The sequence below is a fragment of the Vibrio sp. N418 genome, from assembly GCF_000222565.1.
Classification (GTDB): Bacteria; Pseudomonadota; Gammaproteobacteria; order Enterobacterales; family Vibrionaceae; genus Vibrio; species Vibrio scophthalmi.
Window position 1 is genome coordinate 19,027 of the sequence record NZ_AFWD01000095.1, and the last position, 24,008, is coordinate 43,034.

The window sequence follows — 24,008 nt, forward strand, 5'->3', positions numbered from 1 at the left end:
CCTTAGATCGACAATTTATCGACGCGCTTACCACCATACAATAGGTTAACCACACAACGTGTGCCTATGATGGCTGTAAACATTGAAGTCAAGATACCGATAGATAACGTTACCGCGAAACCTTTCACCGCACCGGTACCAACCGCAAACAAAATGATTGCTGTCATTAGGGTGGTGATGTTGGCATCTGCGATGGTGCTAAATGCGTTCGCGTAACCTTGGTGAATCGCTTGTTGTGGCGAGCGGCCATCACGCAGCTCTTCACGGATACGTTCGAAGATCAGTACGTTGGCATCGACTGCCATACCAACCGTTAGAACGATACCTGCAATACCCGGTAAGGTCATCGTTGCGCCTGGGATCATTGACATAATACCAATGATAAGTACCAAGTTTGCCATCAGCGCCATATTCGCGATCATGCCAAATTTACGGTAGTAAAGCAGTGTGAATAGCATTACTGCCACCATGCCCCAAATACACGCTTGAATACCCATATCGATGTTCTGCTGACCCATTGATGGACCAATGGTACGTTCTTCAACAATTGAAATCGGTGCAATCAACGCGCCTGCACGAAGTAACAATGCAAGGTTTTGCGCTTCAGCGGCAGAATCAATACCTGTGATGCGGAAGTTACGACCCAGCGCCGATTGAATCGTTGCTTGGTTAATCACTTCTTCATGCTTAGATAAAATAACTTTGCCTTCAGGAGTCTTACGGCCACTGTCTTTGTATTCTGTGAATACTGTTGCCATAAGTTTACCGATGTTCTTTTTCGAGAACGCCGCCATTTTGTTACCACCTTCGCTATCAAGCGTGATGTTAACTTGTGGACGACCGTATTCATCAACGCTTGAACTTGCATCCGTGATGCTTGCACCGCTAAGAATAATACGTTTCTCTAGAACCACAGGGCGACCATCTGGATCGTACTTGATTTCGCTGCCCGCAGGGGCGCGACCACTTGCTGCAGCAGCAAGATCGGCTTTCGAATCCACTTCACGGAACTCAAGCGTTGCCGTTGCACCCAAAATTTCTTTCGCGCGCGCGGTATCTTGAACACCAGGAAGCTCCACTACGATACGGCTAGCACCTTGACGCTGAACCAATGGTTCGGCAACGCCAAGTTCGTTCACACGGTTACGTAGAATGGTGATGTTTTGCTCAACGGCGTAGTTACGGATCTCTTGTAAACGTTGCTCAGTAAAAGTAGCAATCAAAGCGTAACGGCCATTACCTTCAGACTCAGTAAATACCATGTCTGGGTGGTTCTTTTCTAAAACGCGTTTCGCATCTGCAAGCTGCTCTTCATCGCGCAGCAATACTTCAACCGCATCTTTGCCTGAGGTACGAATCGCGCGGTAACGGATTTTCTCTTCACGCAGCTCACTGCGGAAGCCTTCTTCCTGTTGACCGATCAATTTGTCCATTGCTGCATCCATGTCTACTTCCATTAAGAAGTGGACACCACCACGCAAGTCGAGACCCAATTTCATTGGAGAAGCACCAATCGCTTCTAACCAACTCGGGGTCGCCGGAGCAAGGTTAAGTGCAACAATTTTATCTTTACCGAGGCTTTCACTGATCACGTCACGAGCACTGATTTGTGTATCAGTGTCATTGAAACGAACAAGAATCGAACCATTCTCTAGAGCAATGGATTTAAAGGAGAGGCTCTGTTTATCCAGAGCTTGGGTGACAGAATCCAGCGTTGCCATATCTACAGAGGCGCCGCGCGCCCCTGTAACTTGAATTGCCGGATCTTCACCGTAGATATTAGGAAGTGCATACAATGCTGCGATAGCGATGGTAAACATCACCAACAAGTACTTCCATAACGGATAACGGTTTAGCACAGCGAGGATCCTTTAGCTGTCTATAGAGATTTCAGTGTACCCTTTGGTAGCACTGCTGATACGAAGTCTTTCTTGATAACAACTTCGTTGTTCGCATTAAGCTCGATTGTGATGAAATCGTTGTCTTCAGCGATTTTAGTGATTTTACCCACTAGGCCACCGCTCGTTAGAACTTCATCACCTTTGCCCATGGAAGACATTAGGTTTTTGTGCTCTTTAACACGCTTAGATTGTGGGCGGTAGATCATGAAGTAAAAGATCACCGCGAACATCGCAAGCATGATAATCATTTCAAAACCGCCACCTGCTGGTGCGCCTTCAGCTGCTGCATGAGCTTGAGAAATAAACATGAAAAAATCCTCTATTATTTTTTTTGATTATCCAACAAATTGGGCTAAGGCCTTATATATTCAAGCGTGCGAGTCAGTAATAGAGATCGTACTCTCAAAAATAACGTGCTTTTGCTCATTTGTTAGGCTGACACACCATTTGAGTCTGGATATGTCGGCCATTAATAAAAGCCTCAGGATTATATCCTAAGGCTTGTATTGATTACTGTTTGCCAATCGGCGGCACTTCACGATTGCGACGAGCGTAAAACTCTTCAACAAATTGGTCGAAGCGATCTTCGTCAATCGCAGTGCGAATGCTTTCCATCAAACGCTGGTAGTAGCGTAAGTTGTGGATCGTATTCAGACGCGCACCCAGAATTTCATTACAACGATCTAAGTGGTGTAAGTACGCCTTAGAGTAGTTCTTACAAGTGTAACAGTCACATTGTGGATCTAATGGTGTTGTATCTGTTTTATGTGTCGCATTACGGATCTTGATCACACCGCCAGTCACAAATAGGTGACCGTTACGAGCGTTACGCGTTGGCATTACACAGTCGAACATGTCGATACCACGACGTACACCTTCTACTAAATCTTCCGGTTTGCCAACACCCATTAAGTAACGAGGTTTGTCTTCAGGAAGTTGCGGACACGTGTGTTCAAGGATACGGTGCATATCTTCTTTAGGTTCGCCTACTGCTAGACCACCCACGGCATAGCCGTCGTAACCAATTTCCGTTAAACCTTTAACTGACACATCACGTAGATCTTCGTACACGCCACCTTGAACAATACCAAATAGGCTGTTCGGGTTCTCTAGCTTGTCGAAGTGATCGCGTGAGCGCTGTGCCCAACGTAGCGACATTTCCATCGATTTTTTCGCTTCATCGTGTGTCGCAGGGTATGGCGTACACTCGTCAAAGATCATCACGATGTCTGAACCTAAATCTTTTTGGATTTCCATCGACTTTTCAGCGTCCATAAAAATCTTGTCACCGTTTACCGGGCTACGGAAGTGAACACCCTCTTCAGTGATTTTACGCATCTTGCCTAGGCTGAATACTTGGAAACCGCCTGAATCGGTCAAGATAGGACCTTGCCAGTTCATAAAATCGTGCAAGTCACCGTGCATTTTCATCACTTCTTGACCAGGACGTAGCCATAGGTGGAAAGTGTTGCCTAGCAGGATTTCTGCGCCGGTCTCTTTTACTTCTTCTGGCGTCATACCTTTAACCGTACCGTAGGTACCGACAGGCATAAACGCAGGGGTTTGAACTGTACCGCGTTCGAAGGTCAATTGACCACGACGCGCCACGCCATCTTTCTTCTTAAGATCAAATTTTAATTTCACGAAGCCTCCAATGTCAGAGAAACAGTCTGACAAGATTTTCGGGGTAGTCCCCATTAAGGGAGCGGTCGCCTTCCATGCGAGATGCAATCCAGCCTTCTGGTCTGCTTCCTAGCGTACTGCTAGCACTCGTAAATTGTTTTCAGCCCATCGCTGAAGATAAGAGATTCCTACTCGTTCGTCATTCCTGATGAATTGAGGCACGAGAGTTCAGAAATCTCTCAACATAATTTATGCCGTTTTTTTCTCGATAAACATCGAATCACCATAGCTAAAGAAGCGATAGTGATTGTCTACCGCATGCTGATAAGCATTCATGGTATTTTCGTAACCGGCAAACGCACTCACCAACATAATCAAGGTTGACTCTGGCAAGTGGAAGTTGGTGATCAAGCAATCCACCAATTGATATTCATAACCAGGGAAGATGAAGATTTCAGTATCACCAAAGAATGGCACCAACTCTGTGCCGTTTTTCAATGCATCTTGCGCCGCACTTTCTAGAGAACGAACCGAGGTTGTACCGACAGCGATCACTCGACCACCGCGCGCTTTAGTCGCGTTAATCGCATCCACCACTTCTTGGGTTACTTCAACATACTCGGCATGCATATGGTGATCGTGGATGTTATCCACTTTAACTGGCTGGAATGTGCCCGCACCAACATGCAAAGTGACGTAAGCAAGATCCGCCCCTTTAGCTTTGATTTTTTCTAGCAACACTTCATCGAAGTGCAAACCTGCCGTTGGCGCAGCCACCGCACCCGGTTTTTGGTTGTAAACCGTTTGGTAGCGCTCTTTATCCGCATCTTCATCAGGGCGGTCAATATAAGGCGGCAAAGGCATGTGGCCAATTTGCTCAAGAATTTCTAACACCGTTTGGTCTGAATTAAATTTCAACTCAAACAAGGCATCGTGTCGTGCCACCATTTCAGCAGAAAACTCATCGTTTTCACCTAATAGAATCACCGTTCCTGGTTTTGGCGATTTTGAGCAGCGAACATGAGCAAGGATACTTTTGGTATCAATCATTCGCTCAACCAACACTTCCAATTTACCGCCTGACGCTTTACGGCCAAACATACGTGCAGGGATCACTCGGGTATTGTTGAATACCACAAGGTCGCCAGCTTCAATATGGCCTAGCACATCGGTAAAGATACCATCGACGAGTTCGCCACTATTGCCATTTAATTGCAGCAAACGGCTCGAAGTACGTTCCGGTTGAGGGTAACGGGCAATCAGTTCATCAGGAAGGTCAAAATGGAAATCAGATACTTGCATGTGCTTTGTCTTAATCGGTTGAACAAGGAGATGTTGCGAAGGTTTTTTCGCAGCCGACTAGTATATGCGGAGAAGGTTTAATAGCAAGGAGAGATGTTGCAATCTCATCACCTGAGTAAAGATTTATGGACAGTACCACGCTCACTCTAAGTGATTAATTTATAGAATAGATGGCGTTCCACCTACGGATGTAACAAAATGTTTCTCAAATCATAAAAGTAACGATGAGATCAACATTAAATACTTGCAGTCAAAGATTTAAACAGGTGGTAAAAATGACATTAAAGCAGCAACTCACATATGGATTTGGAAGCATTATTCTTTTGCTTTTGATTACTTCTTCACTTTCACTTTATCGCTTTAGTGATACAAGCCAAGGCTTTAGCACTTACCGAAATTTGGCGCTAGCCAGTGTAAATAGCGGCCGCATACAAGCCAACTTGCTGGAAGCCCGCCTTGCCGTCGACAACTACATCAAAGAGCAAGACAGCAACAGCTTAAAGCAATTCCAGCAACGCGTACAATCAACGCTGAACTTAATCGACCAAACCACACATCTGAAACTGAAAGACGCCCATATGGGTGAATTCAACGCGATTAAATCTCAGATGCATCAGTATCAAAATGAATTTGATCGCGTTGTCACCTTGATTAAGCAACGCAACCACTTAGTTAATGAAACGCTGGATCCCAACGGCCTCGCGATGCGCCATCAATTAAAACAGATGGTCGAAACGGCCCATCAGAATGGTGATGAGACCCTCGCCCGCTACGCAAGTGAACTGCAAGAAAGCGTGTTGATGGCACGTCTTTATGCCGCAAAATTTCTAGTTAATAACAGCGCACAAGATGCCGACTTAGCTAAACAGCAATTTACCATTATTGAAAATCGTCAGCGCGTGCTGCAAGGCTACCTAGATACTTCACAACAGCAAACGCAATTCAAGCAATACCATCAAGCGTTTAAGGCTTACACCAGCGCTTTTTCCGACATCGTCACCACCATTAACCAACGCAACCAAATCGTTAGCAATCAGCTCAATACCATTGGCGTGCAATCAGCCCAGTCAGTAGAGAACATCAAACTGGCTACTAAAAAAGAGCAAGATAATGTCGGTCCCAATATGGTGGCATCACTTGCCAGCGCCGAAACCATTACCCTTTGGTTAGCAGCGCTTTCAACCTTGATCGCACTCACCGTCGCCTATTTTATCTACCGTAATATCAACCGTGTGGTTGGCGGTGAACCAACAGAAATTGGTCAATTGGTACTGGACGTTTCTAAAGGCGATCTCTCTAGTCACATCACAACCACGGGCAAAGAGAGCGGTATTTACGCCAATATTCTTGAAATGCGCGCCGAGCTGCGCCGCATCATCGATGGTTTCCATACCATTTCCGACAGTGTTTCTTCCGCTTCCGTTGAGCTTGCCGCGGTAATGACACAAACGGAAGTGAATGCGCAGCAAGAGCTTAGCCAAGTAGAGCAAATTGCCACTGCGATCAACGAACTCTCCAGTACCTCAGCAGAAGTTAGCCACAATGCAGCATCCGCGGAACACGCCGCTTCTGGTGCCACAGACAACGTACAGAGCGGACAAGCAGCATTACGTTCGTCCGATGAAGTATCGCGCAAAGTCGAGCATTCAATTGAAGAGACGACAACGATCGTTAACCAGCTACGTGATTATTCGATTGAAATCGGCACCGTGGTGGAAGTGATTAATACGATTTCTGAGCAAACCAACCTACTGGCTCTTAATGCCGCGATTGAAGCCGCTCGCGCCGGTGAGCAAGGGCGAGGTTTTGCGGTTGTGGCTGATGAAGTGCGATCATTGGCTGCGAAAACACAACAATCGACCGTCGATATACAAGAGATCATCTCACGCTTACAAACTCAGGCAGAACAAGCCAACAAGTTTATGGGCACCAACATGGCGCTGGTTGAAGATTCACGTGCTATCAGCCTTCAGCTGGGGAATTCATTCGTTGCGATTGCCGAATCAGTGACCCAAATTTCAGATATGAACACTCATGTTGCCACCGCATCCGAAGAACAATCGAGCGTGACACAAGATATCTCACAAAATGTCAGCATGACTTTTGAGATCGTCAATCAAAACGTGTCTGGCGTGCAAGAGAGTCAAAAAGCCAGTGAAGAGCTGTCACGCCTTGCCGCGCAACAAAAAGATCTATTGGGATTCTTTAAACTGTAACGTGCCACTCTTGCTATTTTCATTTAACACCCATCTTCTGATGGGTGTTTTTTCATTCGTTATCATCAATAAGCCCTGTCATTCTAGCCCTGATATTCACTTGATGATTACTCATCTTGATACTGTACAAATTTCCTTACTCTTAATCTGGATATTTTACTGTGAAAGCCGCGCCCGCTCCCAAAAAAATCCGCCATTTATTCCTATAGTAACAATAGGAATAATTACCTTAGGGTAATCATCTGCGTAAATCTTTAAGGAGGCCACTATGATAAAAGTCGAAGAGATGATGACTCGTAGCCCACATACCTTGTTACGCTCTCATCAGTTAGTGGATGCAAAGCACATCATGGAAGCGTTGGATATTCGTCATGTCCCTGTGGTGGATGCCGATCGTCGTTTACTTGGCATTATTTCTCAACGCGACTTACTCGCAGCACAAGAGTCAAGCTTGCAAGATATCCCTGAAAATCAATCCTTCACGTTAAGCACCCCTTTGTATGAAGTAATGCGTACCAACGTCATGACCGTCACACCAAAAGCGGGTCTAAAAGAAACGGCGCTTTATATGCAAAAACATAAAGTGGGTTGTTTACCTGTGATCGAAAAAGGTCAGTTGGTCGGCATTATTACCGACAGTGACTTTGTTGGCATTGCGATCAATTTATTGGAATTGCAAGAAGAGGCAGAACCAGAAGAGGTCGACGAATAGCGAATAGCCTCGCGGGCAAAAAAAGAGCGGCCCGCGCCGCTCAAAGAACATCAAAAATTTATGCCTAAGTTGTAGCTTCAGTTGTTACTTCATTTGTTAATAGGGGTGTTCTGTAAGGAACATTAAACTATTCCAATAGCCCTCCAAAGAAGGCTAGATGGAGCAGTATGGCTGTTAACGTTGCTGTGCCTTAAGCCATTATCTGGAGGATGACTTAAGGCAAAAGCTTTAAGGTTATGCGGCTTAAAACTGATCTTCTTCCGTTGACCCGGTTAATGCCGTTACTGATGAGTTACCACCTTGAATGGTGTTGGTCATCTTATCAAAGTAGCCTGTGCCCACCTCTTGTTGGTGTGCCACAAAGGTGTACCCCTTGTCTGCTGCTTCGAATTCTGGACGCTGTACCTTTTCAACATAGTGGCGCATACCTTCACCTTGGGCGTAAGCGTGTGCCAGTTCAAACATGTTGAACCACATATTGTGAATACCTGCCAGCGTAATAAATTGATATTTGTAACCCATGTCAGACAGCGCTTGTTGGAACTTAGCAATGGTTTCTGAATCGAGGTTTTTCTCCCAGTTAAACGATGGCGAACAGTTGTAGGCCAAGAGTTGGTCTGGGTACTCGGCATGAATCGCTTCGGCAAATTTACGCGCTTCTTCAAGGCACGGTTTTGCTGTTTCACACCAAATCAGATCCGCGTAAGGGGCATAAGCTAAACCACGCGAAATGGCTTGATCGATCCCCGCACGAACACGATAGAAACCTTCTGCGGTACGGTCGCCTTCAATAAAGTCTTTATCGTACGGATCACAATCTGAAGTCAGCAAATCTGCCGCATTGGCATCAGTGCGCGCAATCACTAGTGTGGTTGTTCCCGCCACATCAGCAGCCAAACGAGCCGCGACTAACTTCTGCACTGCTTCTTGGGTTGGCACGAGCACTTTACCGCCCATGTGACCACACTTTTTCACCGATGCTAACTGGTCTTCAAAGTGCACCCCAGCAGCGCCCGCTTCAATCATTGACTTCATTAACTCATATGCATTCAACACACCACCAAAGCCTGCTTCTGCATCGGCAACAATTGGCAGGAAGTAATCTAAACCACCCTCATCTTCTGGGCTTTTACCATTGGTCCACTGAATTTGGTCTGCTCGGCGGAACGAATTATTAATTCGCTTCACAACCGATGGCACCGAGTCTACTGGATAGAGTGACTGATCAGGATACATGGTCGAAGCCGTATTGTTATCTGCCGCCACTTGCCAACCTGAAAGGTAAATCGCTTCAATACCTGCTTTGGCTTGCTGAACGGCTTGCCCCCCCGTCAGAGCGCCTAAACAATTCACATAGCCTTTTTTGGCATCACCATTAACCAGTGACCACAGTTTGTCTGCACCGCGTTGAGCGATGGTATTGGCTGGCACGATAGAGCCACGTAGATTAACTACCTCTTCTGCAGAGTAAGGACGCTTCACTTGTTTCCAGCGTGGATTACTTGCCCAATCTTGTTCAAGCGCTTCGATTTGTTGCTGTCGAGTTAATGTCATGTTCTATCCCTCATTTAGTGCGCGGTGCGCTATTATCTTTGCCGGCAGTACATCCTGCTCCGCCAGTATTCCTTCACGTTATTGGATTGTTTCTACTACTAAAATTCTTTATTACTTTTCATCGTTATTTGGCGCAGCCTTCGCTTAACGCCGTAACAAATTAGTCAAGATAGTCATAACCGGGAATGGTTAAGAAATTGGTTAATTCATCACTGGTGGTGAGCTTAGCCATCAATTGCGCCGCTTCAGTAAAGCGCCCTGCTTGATAACGCGCTTCACCCACTTCTTGTTTCACCACCTCGATTTCTTCATTGAGGTACTGCTCAAACAGTGCGTTGGTGACAACCTTTCCGTTGTCGAGTTCTTTACCATGCTGGATCCACTGCCAAATTGAAGCACGCGAGATTTCGGCGGTCGCGGCATCTTCCATTAGGCCGTATATCGGCACACAACCATTGCCCGAGATCCACGCTTCGATGTATTGCAGTGCCACACGGATGTTGTGACGCATCCCCTGCTCTGTTCGCTCGCCATCACACGGGGCAAGTAACTGCTCAGCCGTAATCGGAACATCGTCACTGCGACTCACGTCCAATTGGTTGTGACGCTCTCCCAGAACCTTGCTAAATACGTCCATAGCCGTATCGGCAAGACCTGGATGGGCCACCCACGTCCCATCATGGCCATTGTTGGCTTCCAGTGATTTATCGTTATGAATTTTGTCGAGCACTTGCTGATTCTCCACCGGATCTTTTGCCGGAATGAAGGCCGCCATGCCCCCCATCGCAAACGCACCGCGTTTATGACAAGTACGAACCAGCAGGCGTGAATAAGCGTTGAGAAATGGCTTTTCCATTGTCACAACCTGTCGATCGGGTAACACGCGGTCGGGGTGATTTTTCAATGTTTTAATGTAGCTAAAGATATAGTCCCAGCGACCACAGTTAAGGCCAACGATATGCTCTTTGAGAGAAAACAGAATCTCATCCATCTCAAATACGGCGGGTAAGGTTTCGATTAATACCGTCGCTTTAATCGTGCCAGTGTGCAGGCCAAAATACGCTTCGGTGAAATGAAACACATCACTCCACCACTTCGCTTCATGGTGCGATTGCAGCTTTGGTAAATAGAAGTAAGGACCACTGCCTTTTTTCAATAAGGTCTGATAGTTGTTGTAGAAGTAAAGAGCAAAATCAAACAAGGCTCCCGGAATAATTTTGTCATTAAAAGTTACGTGCTTTTCTTTTAGGTGTAAGCCTCGCACGCGGCAAATCAACACGGCAGGATCGGGGTTTAAATCATACTGCTTGCCGTTACTTTGATTGGTGTAACTAATGGCACCTAAGTTGGCATCACGCAGATTCACTTGACCATCCAATACCTTGCTCCACGCTGGCGACATTGAATCTTCAAAGTCCGCCATAAACACCTTCACATTGGCATTAAGGGCGTTAATCACCATTTTTCGATCCGTGGGACCCGTGATTTCAACTCGACGATCTTGCAAGTCAGCCGGAATACCGAGGATCTTCCAGCTTCCCTCGCGAATATCTTGTGTCTCGGATAAAAAATCCGGTAGTTCACCACTATCGATCCGCGCTTGTTGCTGCTCTCTGGCAGAAAGTAAGTGGTCAATTCGACCAGCAAACTGATGACACAGCAAAGCAAGAAAGGTTTGCGCTTCTTGAGGATAGATCGCTTGATGCTGCGAGTTAACCTCACCCGTTGTGGAGAGTAATGATAAAAACTCTTGGGCTTCCAATACGGATTTTGTCTGTTCAGGCGTTTGAGCAAGCATGATTTCTTCCTTTAAATCTTGAGAGTAAGGTTCATAACCCAACTTTCATTTGTAATTATCAGACTACATTTTTTATTCTTCACTTCCGATGTCGACAATGCCTTTATCGTGCTGTTCGAAATTACTTTCCACTAATTTTTGCTCGATAACAATCTAGACATAGGTCTTATAAAACCTTTATTTAACTTACATCACCACTAGGGTAAGCAAAACCCCAAAAATGAAGTTTGAAGTTTTATTCGGTTGGCTTTAACTCATTGAATCATGACCATGAGATGTATGTAGTTACGTAATTAATTTACAGTAAAAAAGACGATGTGAAGTAAATTCAAACGGACGTTTGAATATAAAAAAGGATACTTTTGTTTTTGATAAACAATAGGTTGATTCACAGTAACGACTGGAGTTCAAACGGTAAGCCCTGTGGGCTTTGTAAAATTAACAATGTGTAATTTCACTATTTAATGAAAGCTTCAAAAATAATTATCTGTAAAATTTTACAAGTCAAATCACACCAACAGAATTAAAAACTAAAAAACGCGCCATTGTCAGCGCGTTCATATAGTCATTAATGCGGTTTTCGGCTAATACCAACCGCTATAGTAGCTCTGAAACAACATCTGCTAATTGATTAAAAGTGCTAACGCGAGAGGAACTTGGTCGCCAAACTAAGCCAATATGACGATGAGCTTGTTGGCCAGGAGGATCAACCACCAGCAAGTTTTGATTCTCGATCAGACCATGATCAATCGCCATTTGGGGGATAAAGGTCGTGCCCAGTCCGTTAGCCACCATCTGTACTAAGGTATGTAAACTGGTGGCAGAAAATGGATTTATCTTCTCTTTGGCGGTGAGTTGGCAAGCGGAAACAGCATGCTCTGTCAAACAGTGTTCACGCTCCAACAAAAACACAAATTCATTGGGTAAGTCGTCATAATGAATCGGCACCTTGATGGTATCAGCTTGATTACGACTAATGATCATGCGAAACGGATCACTGCCGACAATACGGCTATGCATTCCATCAATATCAACCGGTAGTGCTAAGATCAATACATCCAAATCGCCATGGCGTAACGCTGCCAATAAGTTAGTGGTGGTGTCTTCACGTAACAGCATATTGAGGCGAGGAAAACGCTGGTTAACTTCCTGCACGAGATTACACAGTAAGAAAGGCGCAATAGTAGGAATACAACCAACACGCAATTGCCCTTCCATCTCCCCCCCTTGGCATACGCGACCTAGCTCAATCAAATCTTGCCCTTTCGCCAGTAAATCACGACCTTGCTGTACCACTAGCTCCCCAGCTTGGGTAAAAACCAATGGGCTTTTTTTGTCTTTCTTTTCGTATAAAGGGCAACCAATTAACTCTTCAAGATTTTGAATACCTTTACTTAATGTTGACTGGCTGACGAAACATTTTTCCGCCGCATCACTAAAGTGGCGCGTTTCATGGAGAGTAACGAGATAGTGCAATTGCTTGAGACTAGGCCATTTATTCATAATTCTATCGCTAACAGCTACCTTTCTAGTGACTGAGTTAATGAATCAAGGTTTTATCGCTTTTTTCGATTAACTTAATCTATTTAATTCACTTTTTTCAATAGTACAATCTGTACTATAGTTTGTCCCGTACAAACAAGGACCAAACCAAAATCAATAATCTGGTTTGGAACATACCAAAATTTTTAGGAGCAAAAAAATGGTACTAGTAGGTCGTCAAGCCCCTGACTTTACTGCAGCAGCTGTTCTAGGTAACGGTGAGATCGTTGATAACTTCAACTTTGCAGAATTCACTAAAGGTAAGAAAGCGGTTGTTTTCTTCTACCCACTAGATTTCACTTTCGTTTGCCCATCTGAGCTAATCGCTTTTGATAACCGCCTAGCTGATTTCCAAGCTAAAGGTGTTGAAGTAATCGGCGTATCTATCGATTCTCAGTTCTCTCACAACGCATGGCGTAACACTGCTATCGCTGACGGCGGTATCGGCCAAGTTAAATACCCTCTAGTTGCTGATGTGAAACACGAAATCTGTAAAGCATACGACGTAGAGCACCCAGAAGCTGGCGTTGCTTTCCGTGGTTCTTTCCTAATCGACGAAGACGGTCTTGTACGTCACCAAGTTGTGAACGACCTACCACTAGGCCGTAACATCGACGAAATGCTACGCATGGTTGACGCACTAAACTTCCACCAGAAGCACGGTGAAGTATGTCCTGCACAATGGGAAGAAGGTAAAGCAGGTATGGACGCATCACCTAAAGGTGTAGCAGCGTTCCTATCTGAGCACTCTGCTGACCTAGCTAAATAATTTAGCCTGAGACGCAAAACGAGTTAAACCGTTAACTCGCTATTACCCCCGCTCAACGGGTAATCGGTTGGACAAATAAAGCATAAGCGCGAAAAAGCGCAGCGCCAATCAGTAATAGTAAAGTCTTAATAAAAAGCCCGAAGCATCGCTTCGGGCTTTTTTGTATCAGTCATATCTATATAGTCAATTTCATATAACCATTACTTTTTATAGCGTAACTCGATCTAAAAAAGCGGTTGTGACATTGCGCGAGTTAGGACTATGATGCCTACACGGTGATGGGGTTCCACCGTGGCCTTTCGGTCAAAACCGCACGATGCTGATGACTCCTACAGAAACGAAAACAGGTCTGCCTGTTGGATATGGTGTCTATTCGAGATGCGCCATATGAGTTCTGTAGTGAGCATGCTAACTCTTTCTCCAACCCCACCTGTTTTCTCAATCGAATTTAATAGATATCCGCGCTGCTATTGCTGAGCGACAAACGCTTTGCTGTCGTATCAGTTGCTTGTTGGATGTCATACTGGGAAAACATCATGCAATATTCACACGAAGTTCAATCCATGTGTCCAATTCAACGGGGCGATCTGCATCCTTCAGCACCGATTCCAGTTGAAGGCACAATGATCAGCCCTAAAGATGTCATTGCAATTTCAGGCCTCAGTCATGGTGTTGGTGCTTGCGCGCCACAACAAGGCGCGGCAAAGCTCACTTTGAATGTTAAAAATGGCATCATCGAGGAAGCATTAATTGAAACGATTGGCTGTTCAGGTATGACACAGTCAGCGGCGATGGCGGCTGAAATCCTGACCGGGAAAACCATTCTTGAGGCCCTCAATACTGACTTAGTCTGCGATGCTATCAACGTCGCCATGCGCGAAATTTTCCTCCAGTTTGTTTACGGTCGTACCCAATCTGCCTTTTCGGAAGGTGGCTTAGAAATTGGTGCGGCATTAGAAGACCTTGGTCAAACTCAACGCAGCCAAGTAGGTACAAGCTACGCCACCATGGCCAAAGGTGTGCGCTATATGGAGTTGGCAGAGGGTTATGTCACTCACCTTGCATTAGATGAAAACAGTGAGGTCATCGGCTATCAATATCTCAACCTCGGCAAAATGATGAAAGCAATCAGTGAAGGCATTCCGGCCGAAGAAGCCGCAAAAGCCGCAAGTGGGACCTATGGTCGTTTTGATGAAGCCATCAAAACCATCAATCCACGTCAGCAATAATTGCCCAGTTAACTTTGACTTACGTTAACTTTGCCTTACATAGAGGAACAAGATTATGACTATCCAACTAACCCCATCAGTCCATCGTGTACTAAGTGAAATGAATTTGACTTCGATTGAGCAAGCTCATCAATATTGTCGTGAGCATGGCATTGATGCCAAAGCTCTCGTGCTTGATACCCAACCTATCGCTTTTGAAAGTGCGGCAGACGCCTATGCTTTAGGTACTGCTCTCGCAATTTACCGCCAAGCAAAAAATGCAGAACAAGCGGCAAATATCATTGGTGAAGGCTTACAGGCATTTACTAAGGCTGGCAGCGTTGCAGAACAGCGCCAAGTCGGAATTGGTCATGGCGCACTCGCCGCACGTTTACTCAATGAAGAAAGCGGCTGTTTTGCTTTTCTTGCTGGTCATGAATCTTTTGCCGCGGCAGAAGGGGCGATAAAAATCGCTCTAAACGTCAATAAATCTCGTCAATCGCCATTGAAAGTGATTCTAAATGGTTTAGGTAAAGATGCCGCTTACCTTATCTCGCGCATTAATGGTTTTACTTATATTCGAACCCAGTTTGATTATCAAACAGGTCAATTACACGAAGTTGAACGTCGTCGTTTTTCTCAAGGCCCGCGTGGCGAGATCTTATGCTACGGGGCTGATGATGTACGTGAAGGTGTTGCCATCATGCACAAAGAGCAAGTCGACGTTAGCATTACTGGTAACTCGACCAACCCAACGCGCTTCCAACACCCCGTTGCCGGTATCTACAAAACAGAGCGTAACCGTGAGGGATTAGCCTATTTCTCGGTCGCATCCGGTGGCGGTACAGGTCGCACTTTACACCCAGATAACGTTGCAGCAGGCCCTGCCTCTTATGGTATGACAGATACCATGGGCCGCATGCACGCAGATGCGCAATTTGCGGGTAGCTCTTCTGTACCAGCGCACGTCGCTATGATGGGCTTCATCGGTATGGGTAATAACCCAATGGTCGGAGCCACTGTCGCTCTTGCTGTCGCAGTAAGCGAATTAAAACTGCAAGCCGCTTAGTCTACGACTAACTCCTAAAAAGTAGAGCAGCCTTTCGCTGCTCTATACTGTATCATTCTCCACGCCTCTATCTTCGAGGTTATCTTTTCATTTACCTTCTCTCGCCCTTCCCAACTCTTTCTCGCTTCTGCTTTTGCTTCTGCTTCTGCTTCTGCTTTTGCTTCTGCTTTTCGCTTCTCTTCTTTTTTCTACTTATCGTCTCTCAATTCTTTTTCTCTATTCTCTTTCTCGCCTCTCTCTTCTCCTTCTCGTCTCTCGATTCTTTCTCTCTTTTCTCAATTCTGCTTTTAGCTTCTCTTTCTTTCCAATCAGACGAAAGTGTCGCTAAAAAGACAAAGCATATCCGTTGATAGACTTTCTGTACCAATCCTCTTTCCACTGCTCAAGAGTCTCTTTATTATGGCTACAACATTATTGCTATAACACTATTTCAATCTCTTGCCATTGAATCGGCGAGATAAAAAGACTCAACACATGGAGATTAACTATGGCTTTCTTTTCAGTTGCCTTTGGTAGCGCGACAAAAAACCGTGACGGTAAAATCATCGAAGCGTTTTTTCCACACCCTCTACTTAACCCAAATGATGCACTGGTTAACGCACTAGCAGCCATCGCAGGTTATGAGCAAGGCAACCAAGCTATCGAAATCTCTGCAGCACAAAGTGCAGAACTTGCTGCGGCCTTTACCGCTCATGGCGACGCTGCGAATGCATCTTTCGCCGCGAAAGCCGCTGAATCTGCACAACCACTTGTACTGGTTGTGTTGGCAACAGATGAACAGCCTCAATCTGTTGCTGAAGGCTTCCTGAAACTGCAACTGATCTCTAACCGTCTAGTGAAACCGCACGGCACGGTACTCGATGGTATCTTTGGTCTACTGCACAACATCGCATGGACTAACGAAGGCCCTATCGATCTTCCTGAATTGGCTGAGCGTCAAATTGAAGCTCGCCTTGCTGGTCGCGCGCTAAGCGTCGATTGTGTCGACAAATTCCCTAAAATGGTGGATTACGTGGTACCAACTGGCGTTCGTATTGCAGATACTTCTCGCGTACGTCTGGGTGCACACGTGGGTGAAGGCACCACTGTCATGCACGAAGGCTTTATCAACTTCAATGCCGGTACCACTGGCGTGAGCATGGTGGAAGGTCGTATTTCTGCGGGTGTTGTGGTTGGTAACGGCTCTGACATCGGCGGCGGCGCATCGATCATGGGTACGCTATCTGGCGGTGGCAAAGTAGTGGTTTCTATCGGTGAAAACTCACTACTTGGCGCGAACGCTGGCCTAGGCTTCCCTATGGGTGACCGTTGTACTATCGAATCTGGCCTGTACGTAACCGCAGGCTCGAAAGTACGTATGCTAGATTCTGCAGGTAAAGAAGTGGAAATGGCCAAAGCACGTGATCTTGCTGGTGTTTCTGATCTGCTATTCCGCCGCAACTCTGTAACGGGTCAAATCGAGTGTTTGGCAAACAAGAGTGCGGTTGAGCTCAACGCTGAGCTGCATAAGAACAACTAATTACGTTGCTCAAACACTGAAATCATCAATCCCTGCAATTAATTGCGGGGATTTTTTATTATTACCATAGAAATATTCAATTGTAGCTATTAAGCTCCGCTCCTTATTATCAAACTCGCCCTGCAGTGTTCGAAGCTTAATTATTCTAATGAAAAAAATCGTTTATCTATCGCTCGTATTATTAACCGGCTGTTCTTTTACGCCCGACGAGCCACAAAATTGTGCCTGTGAAGCGCCGCCATCAGTCTATCCACCAATTTATCAACCTGGTGCTAATCAACAGCAAAATATCAATCAATTACTGGCTTATGTGGCAAAACTGGCCAAAGACCGCTGGGGAGAAGATGAGTTTGTTGAGGCCGGAAAGCATCGCTACGTAAAATACCTTGATGGCTACAATACTCGTGCTCATATCGATTTCGACCAAGGTAAGATTTACGTCTCCACCATTGCACAAAACCAACCACAGCAAAAACTGCAAAAAGCGATCACGCAAACGCTATTGATGCCTGCTGATCCGGCACATGCCGAACTATTTAGCGATAAAGAAGCCATTCTACGCGGCAAACCTTTCTTACTTGGACAAGTAGTCGATCACGAAGGTAAACCGATCGAATGGGAATGGCGCGCTAACCGCTATGCGGACTATTTGATGGCGAACAAGTTACAAAGTAAACCAATCAAGCGTGGTAATGCTTACTACGTTGAAATCACCATGGTGAAAGATCATTTAGAGCAGCGTGAATATCAATATGCCGGTCTTATTCGCGAAGCATCAAATCGCTATGATATTCCTGAAGATTTGATCTATTCAATCATCAAAACTGAAAGTAGCTTTAACCCTTATGCGGTCAGTCATGCTGGCGCGTATGGCCTCATGCAAGTGATCCCGAAAACGGCCGGTGCTGACGTATTTAATTTAGTGAAGAAAAAACCGGGCATTCCAACCAAGGAATACTTGTTTGATCCCGCCAATAATATTGATACTGGTGCGGCCTATTTCTATATTCTAAAAAACCGCTACCTACGTGATGTCAAACACCCAACTTCGATGCACTTTAGTATGATTTCCGCTTATAACGGCGGCACTGGTGGTGTGCTCTCAGCCTTTGATAGCAGCGACCGTAAGCGAGCGATGGTGAAGTTGAATAACTCATCGCCAAAACAAGTCTACGACACGCTGACCACCAAACACCCAAAAGCAGAAGCGCGTCGCTACTTGCAAAAAGTGCTCTATTTCCAAAAAGATTTTAATGAGAACGTCATCTAATCAAAAAAGGCTTAGCACTCGCTAAGCCTTTTCTCTTCTATCGTAAGATGGTTTGAGTAATGAATCAGCCCGGATGACCATCAACACGTGGCGTCACCAGCATGAAACCAAACTTGACGATAAACAAAGTAAAAGCGATCGCCCACAAAGTCGCACTGACATCAATCATCACCAGCATTTGCGCAGGCAACAATGCCACACCAAAACTGCGTACCAAGGCAGCAATAAACAGCAAAGCAAATGCCCATGCCATTTTCGGCCCTTGATAAATTGCGCGTCCCGTGTGACCCATGGTGACACGAGTGACCATGGCTAAGATAAGCCCAGCCAATGCACCAATTGCAAACAAATGAATCATATTATGTTGGGCAAAGGCATTCTGCCATAAACTGCGCGCCAGCAAGCTCAACGGAATACACAAATAAGCCAAATGCAGCGACCAAACCAAAGGTTCTTTCAGCGTTCGCCACGGCTTCCAACGCAGTACTTTGATCAACTGAGCAACCCCCGCAATCACCATCAACGGCTGGCTGAGTTCAGCAAAGGTTAATGGAAAGAAGCTCAACACAAATAAAGCCAGTAATGGAAGGTTGCCCAGCCACTCAAGCCATAGTAAAGGTTGTGGCTTGTCAAAATTAAAACGACGTGCAGTAAAGAAAGGAATAACCCGTCCGCCCATAACCGCCAGTAATAGGGTGAACCACCAAAGCATCGCTTGCCAAACTGCCGATGCTGAAAACGGTGGCATTCCTTTCACACAGGCATAACTGGCGAAGTTAGCGACGATAGCCAAGATAAATAACGGTACAAAAAACAGATTGCGCCAACCTTTAGCTTGGAAGACTCGCCACGCCACTTCATACGCGGCAAAAGCAAGAAAGAGCGCATCAATTATCGAGATTAGCCAAAGTGGCGTAGGTGTCCAGAGTAGCAAGCGAGGTGTCAACCACAGCGCCACAATGACTAAAAGACGATAACTTTTGGTTCCATTAACCCCCGTCCAGTTTTGCACCGCCGTCAAAACAAAGCCGACCACAATGGCCATAGCAAAACCAAACAGCATCTCGTGCACATGCCACCATAACGCGGGAACTTGCAGAGCTGATGGTTGACCGGTACGAAACATCCATACCCAAAGAGGAATGGCGATCAGTGCATAAACGCTTCCCAACAGAAAAAAGGGACGAAAACCGAGGCGTAACACAGCAGGGATTTTATCTTCAACCCGCTTATCAGTAATATTGAGCAAAATGGAACTCCGAAAACAGTAACTCTTTACAATTGCACTGTTTGATTTGCATCTTTTATACCACTTTTCATTTACTTATTTATCAGCCACTTAAATAAATAACTTTATAATAGAAGTCATTATGACACTTACAAAAGTAAGTCCATAACACAACAAGAAGTCAAAGTGACTTATAACGAGTAGCGATAACATCAAACAGATTGCACTTTTGGGCGGTGCTCATTCTCGCTATGATTTAACTTATCTCTTGAGCAAATGTCTCTTTATCAAATGGAAGTAATATGAGTGATTATATTTTTGGTTATGGCAGCTTAATGAACTCAGCGTCACGTCAACTGACCGGCCAAACATCCACTGCCACACCGGCGATTGCTCATGGTTTATGTCGCTACTGGGGAAAAGTTGATGAGAGTTATTTACTCGCCCCCTTGGTTGTCACCAAAGGAGAAGGCATGGTGAACGGCGTCTTACTGCAACTCGATAGTGGACAATTGAGTGAGTTTGACCACCGTGAACGTGGCTATAAGAGGATCAAATTACATCCTAGCGCATTGGTAAGTGCACTCGAACTCAGTGAGCGCGATAACGTCTGGATCTACATTACAGAACAAGCTATTCCGCCCTGTATTATCAGCCCTATAATGCAAACCTATGTTGATACCGTTTTAGCCGGTTGTTTAGAGATCTCAGAAAGCTTCGCCGAGCAATTTATTGAACATACCATTGGCTGGCATCATCCACGCGAAGATGATCGTCACGATCCAAAATATGGCAACCTTGCGGGCGTAACCCAGGAAGTGATGCAAAAAATCGATCGCCTATTAGCTCACCGTTAATCTCTATTGTTAGTTCTAACACTAATTAGCACTTTCTCATTGAGTGATAAAGTGCATTATACGTTCAAAAAGTCGCCGATATAATAGCCCGCCATTTATTGTGGCTAACTTCCGACTGATCGAGCACCCCAATGTCATCTGCGCCCAACACCATCGATAAACGCATGAGCATCATCGCCCTTACGTGGCCGTTGTTTATCGAAATCATGCTTCGCACCGCACTCAATACCAGCGATGTATTTATGCTTAGCGGCTATTCAGATAAAGCGGTGTCAGCGGTTGGGGTAATTGCACAGATCTCTTTCTTTCTGATCATCATTTCCTCTATGGTCAGTAGTGGCACGGGTATTTTAATCGCGCAATACAATGGATCTAATCGTCAACAAGATTCCGCATACGTCGGGGTTGCCAGTGTCATTATGTCTGCTTTTGTCGGCATTTTTCTCAGCCTTTTCGCCGTCTGCGCAGCCTACTCTCTATTGCCTTACTATGGATTAGAGGCTCAAGTAGAGCATTACGCGCAAGAATATTTACTGATCAGTGGCGCGATGACTTTTAATGTCACTATGGGTATCGTTCTCACCACAATCTTGCGCAGTCATGGCTACTCTCGCTCACCGATGGTGGTTAACTTAATTGCGGGTGTCATTAATATTGTTGGTAACTATATCGCGCTTTACCAACCTTTCGGTTTACCGGTCTACGGCGTACAAGGCGTGGCAATCTCGACCGTTTTTGCTCAAATACTAAGTACCGTCATGCTTTGTTATAAGGTGCGAAATTCTGATATTGAATTGCCTTTTGCTCAATGGCGCGCCATTCCACGAGACATTTACCGTCGGATTGTACGGATTGGCTCAATGAATGCGGGCGAAGTGCTTGCCTACAACTTGGCGCAAATCACCATCATTTACTTTGTTGTTCAAATGGGTACGGCATCCTTAGCGGCATTTACCTATGCACAAAACATAGCTCGTATTTCATTTGCTTTTGCGCTTGCTTTAGGCCAAGCAAGCCAAATTCAAGCGGGTTACTTTATTGGCCGAGGGCTAATTGACAGCATTCTCATTCGCGTACAAAAGTACTTTTTGGTCGGCTTTATCGTGACAAATATTGTCACCATCACGACTTACTTTTGCAGTGACATCATCATTGCATGGTTTACCGACCAAGCCGAAATTGCGGCACTTACGGCCACTCTGATCGCGGGCTCTATCTTGCTCGAATCCGGGCGCGTATTTAACCTAATTTTCATCTCAGCACTTAAAGCCGCCGGTGATATTAAGTTTCCGGTGCAAATGGGCATTTTTAGCATGTGGGGACTTGGCGTACTGTTTAGCTATCTACTTGGCGTACACTGGGGATACGGCGTTATCGGCGCATGGATGGCGATTGCACTTGATGAATGGTTTAGAGGGCTGATTATGGCTCAGCGCTGGCGCAGTAAAGTGTGGACTCGCTATCAATTGACATAGCAACCTATCATCACAGTGAATCTTTCTCACCCTATGATACAAGCCACTTATTAATTGATGCATTTGTCATTTAATAATGACAAAATATCATAAATAATTAAGTGATTGATTATTATGCACATCAATTGTACAGCGTTCGTTTCCTTACATTTCTCTGACAAAAGAAGTGCGCCAAACCCTATCCTTTAAGCCGAATTCTCATTCCCCCATTTTTATCATTATGAAAACTGACATCTATACTCATACCAGTGACACAACTCTTATAGAGGAGTTTGCTCTGGATAAATCAAGTTCGAAAATCATTTTAAAACGCTTTCAAAATGCCTTAATTGCTGTCGCTATTTGTCTACTGGTTAACGTAGCGCTGCGCATGGACTATGTCATTTTAGGCAATAAAGTTGGTGAAGCCTCTGTAACTGAAATGCTCGAACTCGTTATGCTGGCGATTTCAAGTGCCTCATTCTTTTTCATCGCCAAACAACGCCCAACGCTAAAGCATGCTGCAGTGTTAATTGGCGCATTTTTCTTAGTGATGTTTATTCGCGAAAACGATGGTTGGCTCGATCATATTTCTCATGGTTTTTGGGTTTACCCTGCGCTTTTTACCACAATTTCAGCACTGATTTATGCGGCACGAAATGGCAAGCAAACCATTACTCAGCTAGCCGTTATCTTGGATACTTCGTACGCTAACCTACTGGTTCTAGGCTTAATACTTTTATTGGTTTATTCACGTCTAATGGGGATGGGCGATTTCTGGAAAGGCGTAATGAGTGCCCACTATGTACGAGACGTTAAAACAATAGTGGAAGAAGGCAGTGAATTGCTTGCTTATTGCATTATTGCCTATGCTTCCATAAAAATTCAGCGCGCCTTAAAGAAAGCTTAAGCGTTCTCCATGATGTCGTGTTAGATATCTAGCACGACATTCAATGCTCTCGTACCTAAAGCACCACTTGCTCACTTAGAAGCAGACTTAGGCGAAACCACTCGTTCAACCAAAGTTCGTAGCCAAATGTTTTTATCTTCACTGCTGCGACTGCTATGCCATAGCATCGCAATATCAAAATCCGCCACCGCAACAGGCGGATGGAACGTAGTCAGCTGATCATCAAATCCCTCAGCATTAGCCATTTTTTCCGGCACAATCGCGATCAATCGACGCTTTTTAAGCAAGCTACGGATTGTGAGAAAGTTACGAGATGCTACGGTCACTCGACGAGACAAGCCATGCTCAGCTAACTTCTTATCCACTTGGGTTGATAAACTCCCATCAGGGCTGACCAATGCCTGCTCTATCTGAGCAAAAGCTTCTAGAGTCAACTCACCACTTAAATTCAGAGCTTGTTTATCGGCTAAGCAAACATGTTTCTCGGTGTATAAATAATGGCTCTCAAAGTCATCATCCAACACTGGCATACTGCCAATCACGATATCCAGCTTTTCTTGCTCAACCAGAGCAACGTAATTACTGCGATTAACGTTGATAAAACTGATTTGTGCATCAGGTGCATTAGTTAGGATCTCATCGTACAGCGCTGGGGCAAAAATAAACTCCGCATAGTCCGTTAAACCAATCCGGCACACCCCTGAATATTTGAAGGGATCAAAGGCTGATTTCGTCAACAAATCTTTCGCAATACTGTTGAGCAGTTGATGCAGAGTCGGCGCAATATGGTGAGCATGATCCGTTGGTTCCATTTTATGCCCTTTACGAACAAACAATGGGTCATCCAACAACACTCGCAATCGCGACAAACTATGGCTCATCGCTGACTGACTAACAAAACTCTTTTTCGCCGCAACACTGACACTACGGTAACGATAGAGATAGGAAAAAGTCACCAATAGATTTAAGTCAATATTTCGCCATGCAATATCATCTAATAACGCCATCACACTATCCCATTTCATTCATACATAAAATTAAAACTATCAATTTGAATCATCATAGCGTTTTTTTTA

General features: G+C 45.1%; 19 protein-coding genes and 1 riboswitch. Of the genes, 10 read left to right on the forward strand and 9 right to left on the reverse strand.

The window, feature by feature from the left end; all coding sequences use genetic code 11:
- Positions 1-2: 2 nt before the first annotated feature.
- From secD to queA, 4 genes are all read right to left on the reverse strand, one after another.
- Positions 3-1,859, reverse strand: a complete 1,857-nt coding sequence (secD, locus tag RH86_RS18300) for a protein translocase subunit SecD (RefSeq protein WP_005594163.1) — start codon at positions 1,857-1,859, stop codon at positions 3-5.
- Positions 1,860-1,879: 20 nt separating this feature from the next.
- Positions 1,880-2,209, reverse strand: coding sequence for a preprotein translocase subunit YajC (gene yajC / locus RH86_RS18305; protein WP_005594162.1), 330 nt, complete (start codon positions 2,207-2,209; stop codon positions 1,880-1,882).
- 202 nt (positions 2,210-2,411) lie between these two features.
- Positions 2,412-3,545: a tRNA guanosine(34) transglycosylase Tgt gene (gene tgt, locus RH86_RS18310; protein WP_038219927.1), complete on the reverse strand. Its 1,134-nt coding sequence runs from the start codon at positions 3,543-3,545 to the stop codon at positions 2,412-2,414.
- 228 nt (positions 3,546-3,773) lie between these two features.
- Positions 3,774-4,826, reverse strand: coding sequence for a tRNA preQ1(34) S-adenosylmethionine ribosyltransferase-isomerase QueA (queA, locus tag RH86_RS18315; RefSeq protein WP_005594160.1), 1,053 nt, complete (start codon positions 4,824-4,826; stop codon positions 3,774-3,776).
- A 275-nt stretch (positions 4,827-5,101) separates the two neighbouring features.
- Here queA and RH86_RS18320 point away from each other — a divergent pair, with 275 nt between their 5' ends.
- A complete protein-coding gene (locus RH86_RS18320) occupies positions 5,102-7,042 on the forward strand; it encodes a methyl-accepting chemotaxis protein (RefSeq protein ID WP_009387904.1) in 1,941 nt (646 codons plus the stop codon).
- 268 nt (positions 7,043-7,310) lie between these two features.
- Positions 7,311-7,754 carry a CBS domain-containing protein gene (locus tag RH86_RS18325; protein ID WP_009387905.1) on the forward strand — a complete coding sequence of 148 codons (444 nt, stop codon included), beginning with the start codon at positions 7,311-7,313 and terminating at the stop codon, positions 7,752-7,754.
- A 243-nt stretch (positions 7,755-7,997) separates the two neighbouring features.
- Here the strand turns inward: RH86_RS18325 and aceA are convergent, their stop codons facing one another.
- From aceA to RH86_RS18340, 3 genes are all read right to left on the reverse strand, one after another.
- Complete coding sequence (gene aceA / locus RH86_RS18330; protein WP_009387906.1) at positions 7,998-9,308, reverse strand: isocitrate lyase; 1,311 nt, start codon at positions 9,306-9,308, stop codon at positions 7,998-8,000.
- Between the two features lie 160 nt (positions 9,309-9,468).
- A complete protein-coding gene (aceB, locus tag RH86_RS18335) occupies positions 9,469-11,106 on the reverse strand; it encodes a malate synthase A (protein ID WP_009387907.1) in 1,638 nt (545 codons plus the stop codon).
- A 597-nt stretch (positions 11,107-11,703) separates the two neighbouring features.
- A complete protein-coding gene (locus tag RH86_RS18340) occupies positions 11,704-12,609 on the reverse strand; it encodes a hydrogen peroxide-inducible genes activator (RefSeq protein WP_009387908.1) in 906 nt (301 codons plus the stop codon).
- 199 nt (positions 12,610-12,808) lie between these two features.
- Here RH86_RS18340 and RH86_RS18345 point away from each other — a divergent pair, with 199 nt between their 5' ends.
- The 5 genes from RH86_RS18345 to mltC all read left to right on the forward strand — a co-directional run bounded on the left by RH86_RS18345 (position 12,809) and on the right by mltC (position 18,483).
- Positions 12,809-13,417, forward strand: a complete 609-nt coding sequence (locus RH86_RS18345) for a peroxiredoxin C (protein WP_005594153.1) — start codon at positions 12,809-12,811, stop codon at positions 13,415-13,417.
- Positions 13,418-13,682: 265 nt separating this feature from the next.
- A riboswitch (Fluoride riboswitch) is annotated at positions 13,683-13,756 on the forward strand.
- Between the two features lie 197 nt (positions 13,757-13,953).
- A complete protein-coding gene (locus tag RH86_RS18350) occupies positions 13,954-14,646 on the forward strand; it encodes an iron-sulfur cluster assembly scaffold protein (RefSeq protein WP_009387909.1) in 693 nt (230 codons plus the stop codon).
- A gap of 55 nt (positions 14,647-14,701) precedes the next feature.
- Positions 14,702-15,694 (forward strand): GGGtGRT protein, encoded by a 993-nt coding sequence (locus RH86_RS18355; protein WP_009387910.1) that lies wholly within the window; start codon positions 14,702-14,704, stop codon positions 15,692-15,694.
- Between the two features lie 487 nt (positions 15,695-16,181).
- On the forward strand, positions 16,182-17,213 hold the full coding sequence (gene dapD, locus RH86_RS18360; RefSeq protein ID WP_005594148.1) for a 2,3,4,5-tetrahydropyridine-2,6-dicarboxylate N-succinyltransferase: 1,032 nt from the start codon (positions 16,182-16,184) through the stop codon (positions 17,211-17,213).
- 148 nt (positions 17,214-17,361) lie between these two features.
- Entirely contained in the window at positions 17,362-18,483 is a 1,122-nt protein-coding gene (gene mltC, locus RH86_RS18365) for a membrane-bound lytic murein transglycosylase MltC (RefSeq protein ID WP_009387912.1), read from the forward strand.
- Between the two features lie 64 nt (positions 18,484-18,547).
- Here mltC and RH86_RS18370 read toward each other — a convergent pair whose 3' ends face one another.
- Positions 18,548-19,732: an NnrS family protein gene (locus tag RH86_RS18370; protein ID WP_009387913.1), complete on the reverse strand. Its 1,185-nt coding sequence runs from the start codon at positions 19,730-19,732 to the stop codon at positions 18,548-18,550.
- A gap of 281 nt (positions 19,733-20,013) precedes the next feature.
- On the opposite strand from RH86_RS18370, the gene RH86_RS18375 reads away from it, so the two are divergent.
- The 3 genes from RH86_RS18375 (at position 20,014) to RH86_RS18385 (ending at position 22,932) form a co-directional block, all read left to right on the forward strand.
- Complete coding sequence (locus RH86_RS18375; protein ID WP_009387914.1) at positions 20,014-20,568, forward strand: gamma-glutamylcyclotransferase family protein; 555 nt, start codon at positions 20,014-20,016, stop codon at positions 20,566-20,568.
- Positions 20,569-20,699: 131 nt separating this feature from the next.
- Positions 20,700-22,043, forward strand: coding sequence for an MATE family efflux transporter (locus RH86_RS18380; RefSeq protein WP_005594142.1), 1,344 nt, complete (start codon positions 20,700-20,702; stop codon positions 22,041-22,043).
- Positions 22,044-22,263: 220 nt separating this feature from the next.
- Entirely contained in the window at positions 22,264-22,932 is a 669-nt protein-coding gene (locus RH86_RS18385; protein ID WP_009387915.1) for a hypothetical protein, read from the forward strand.
- Positions 22,933-23,003: 71 nt separating this feature from the next.
- On the opposite strand, the gene RH86_RS18390 is transcribed toward RH86_RS18385, so the two are convergent.
- Positions 23,004-23,939 carry a LysR family transcriptional regulator gene (locus tag RH86_RS18390; protein WP_009387916.1) on the reverse strand — a complete coding sequence of 312 codons (936 nt, stop codon included), beginning with the start codon at positions 23,937-23,939 and terminating at the stop codon, positions 23,004-23,006.
- Between the last annotated feature and the right edge of the window lie 69 nt (positions 23,940-24,008).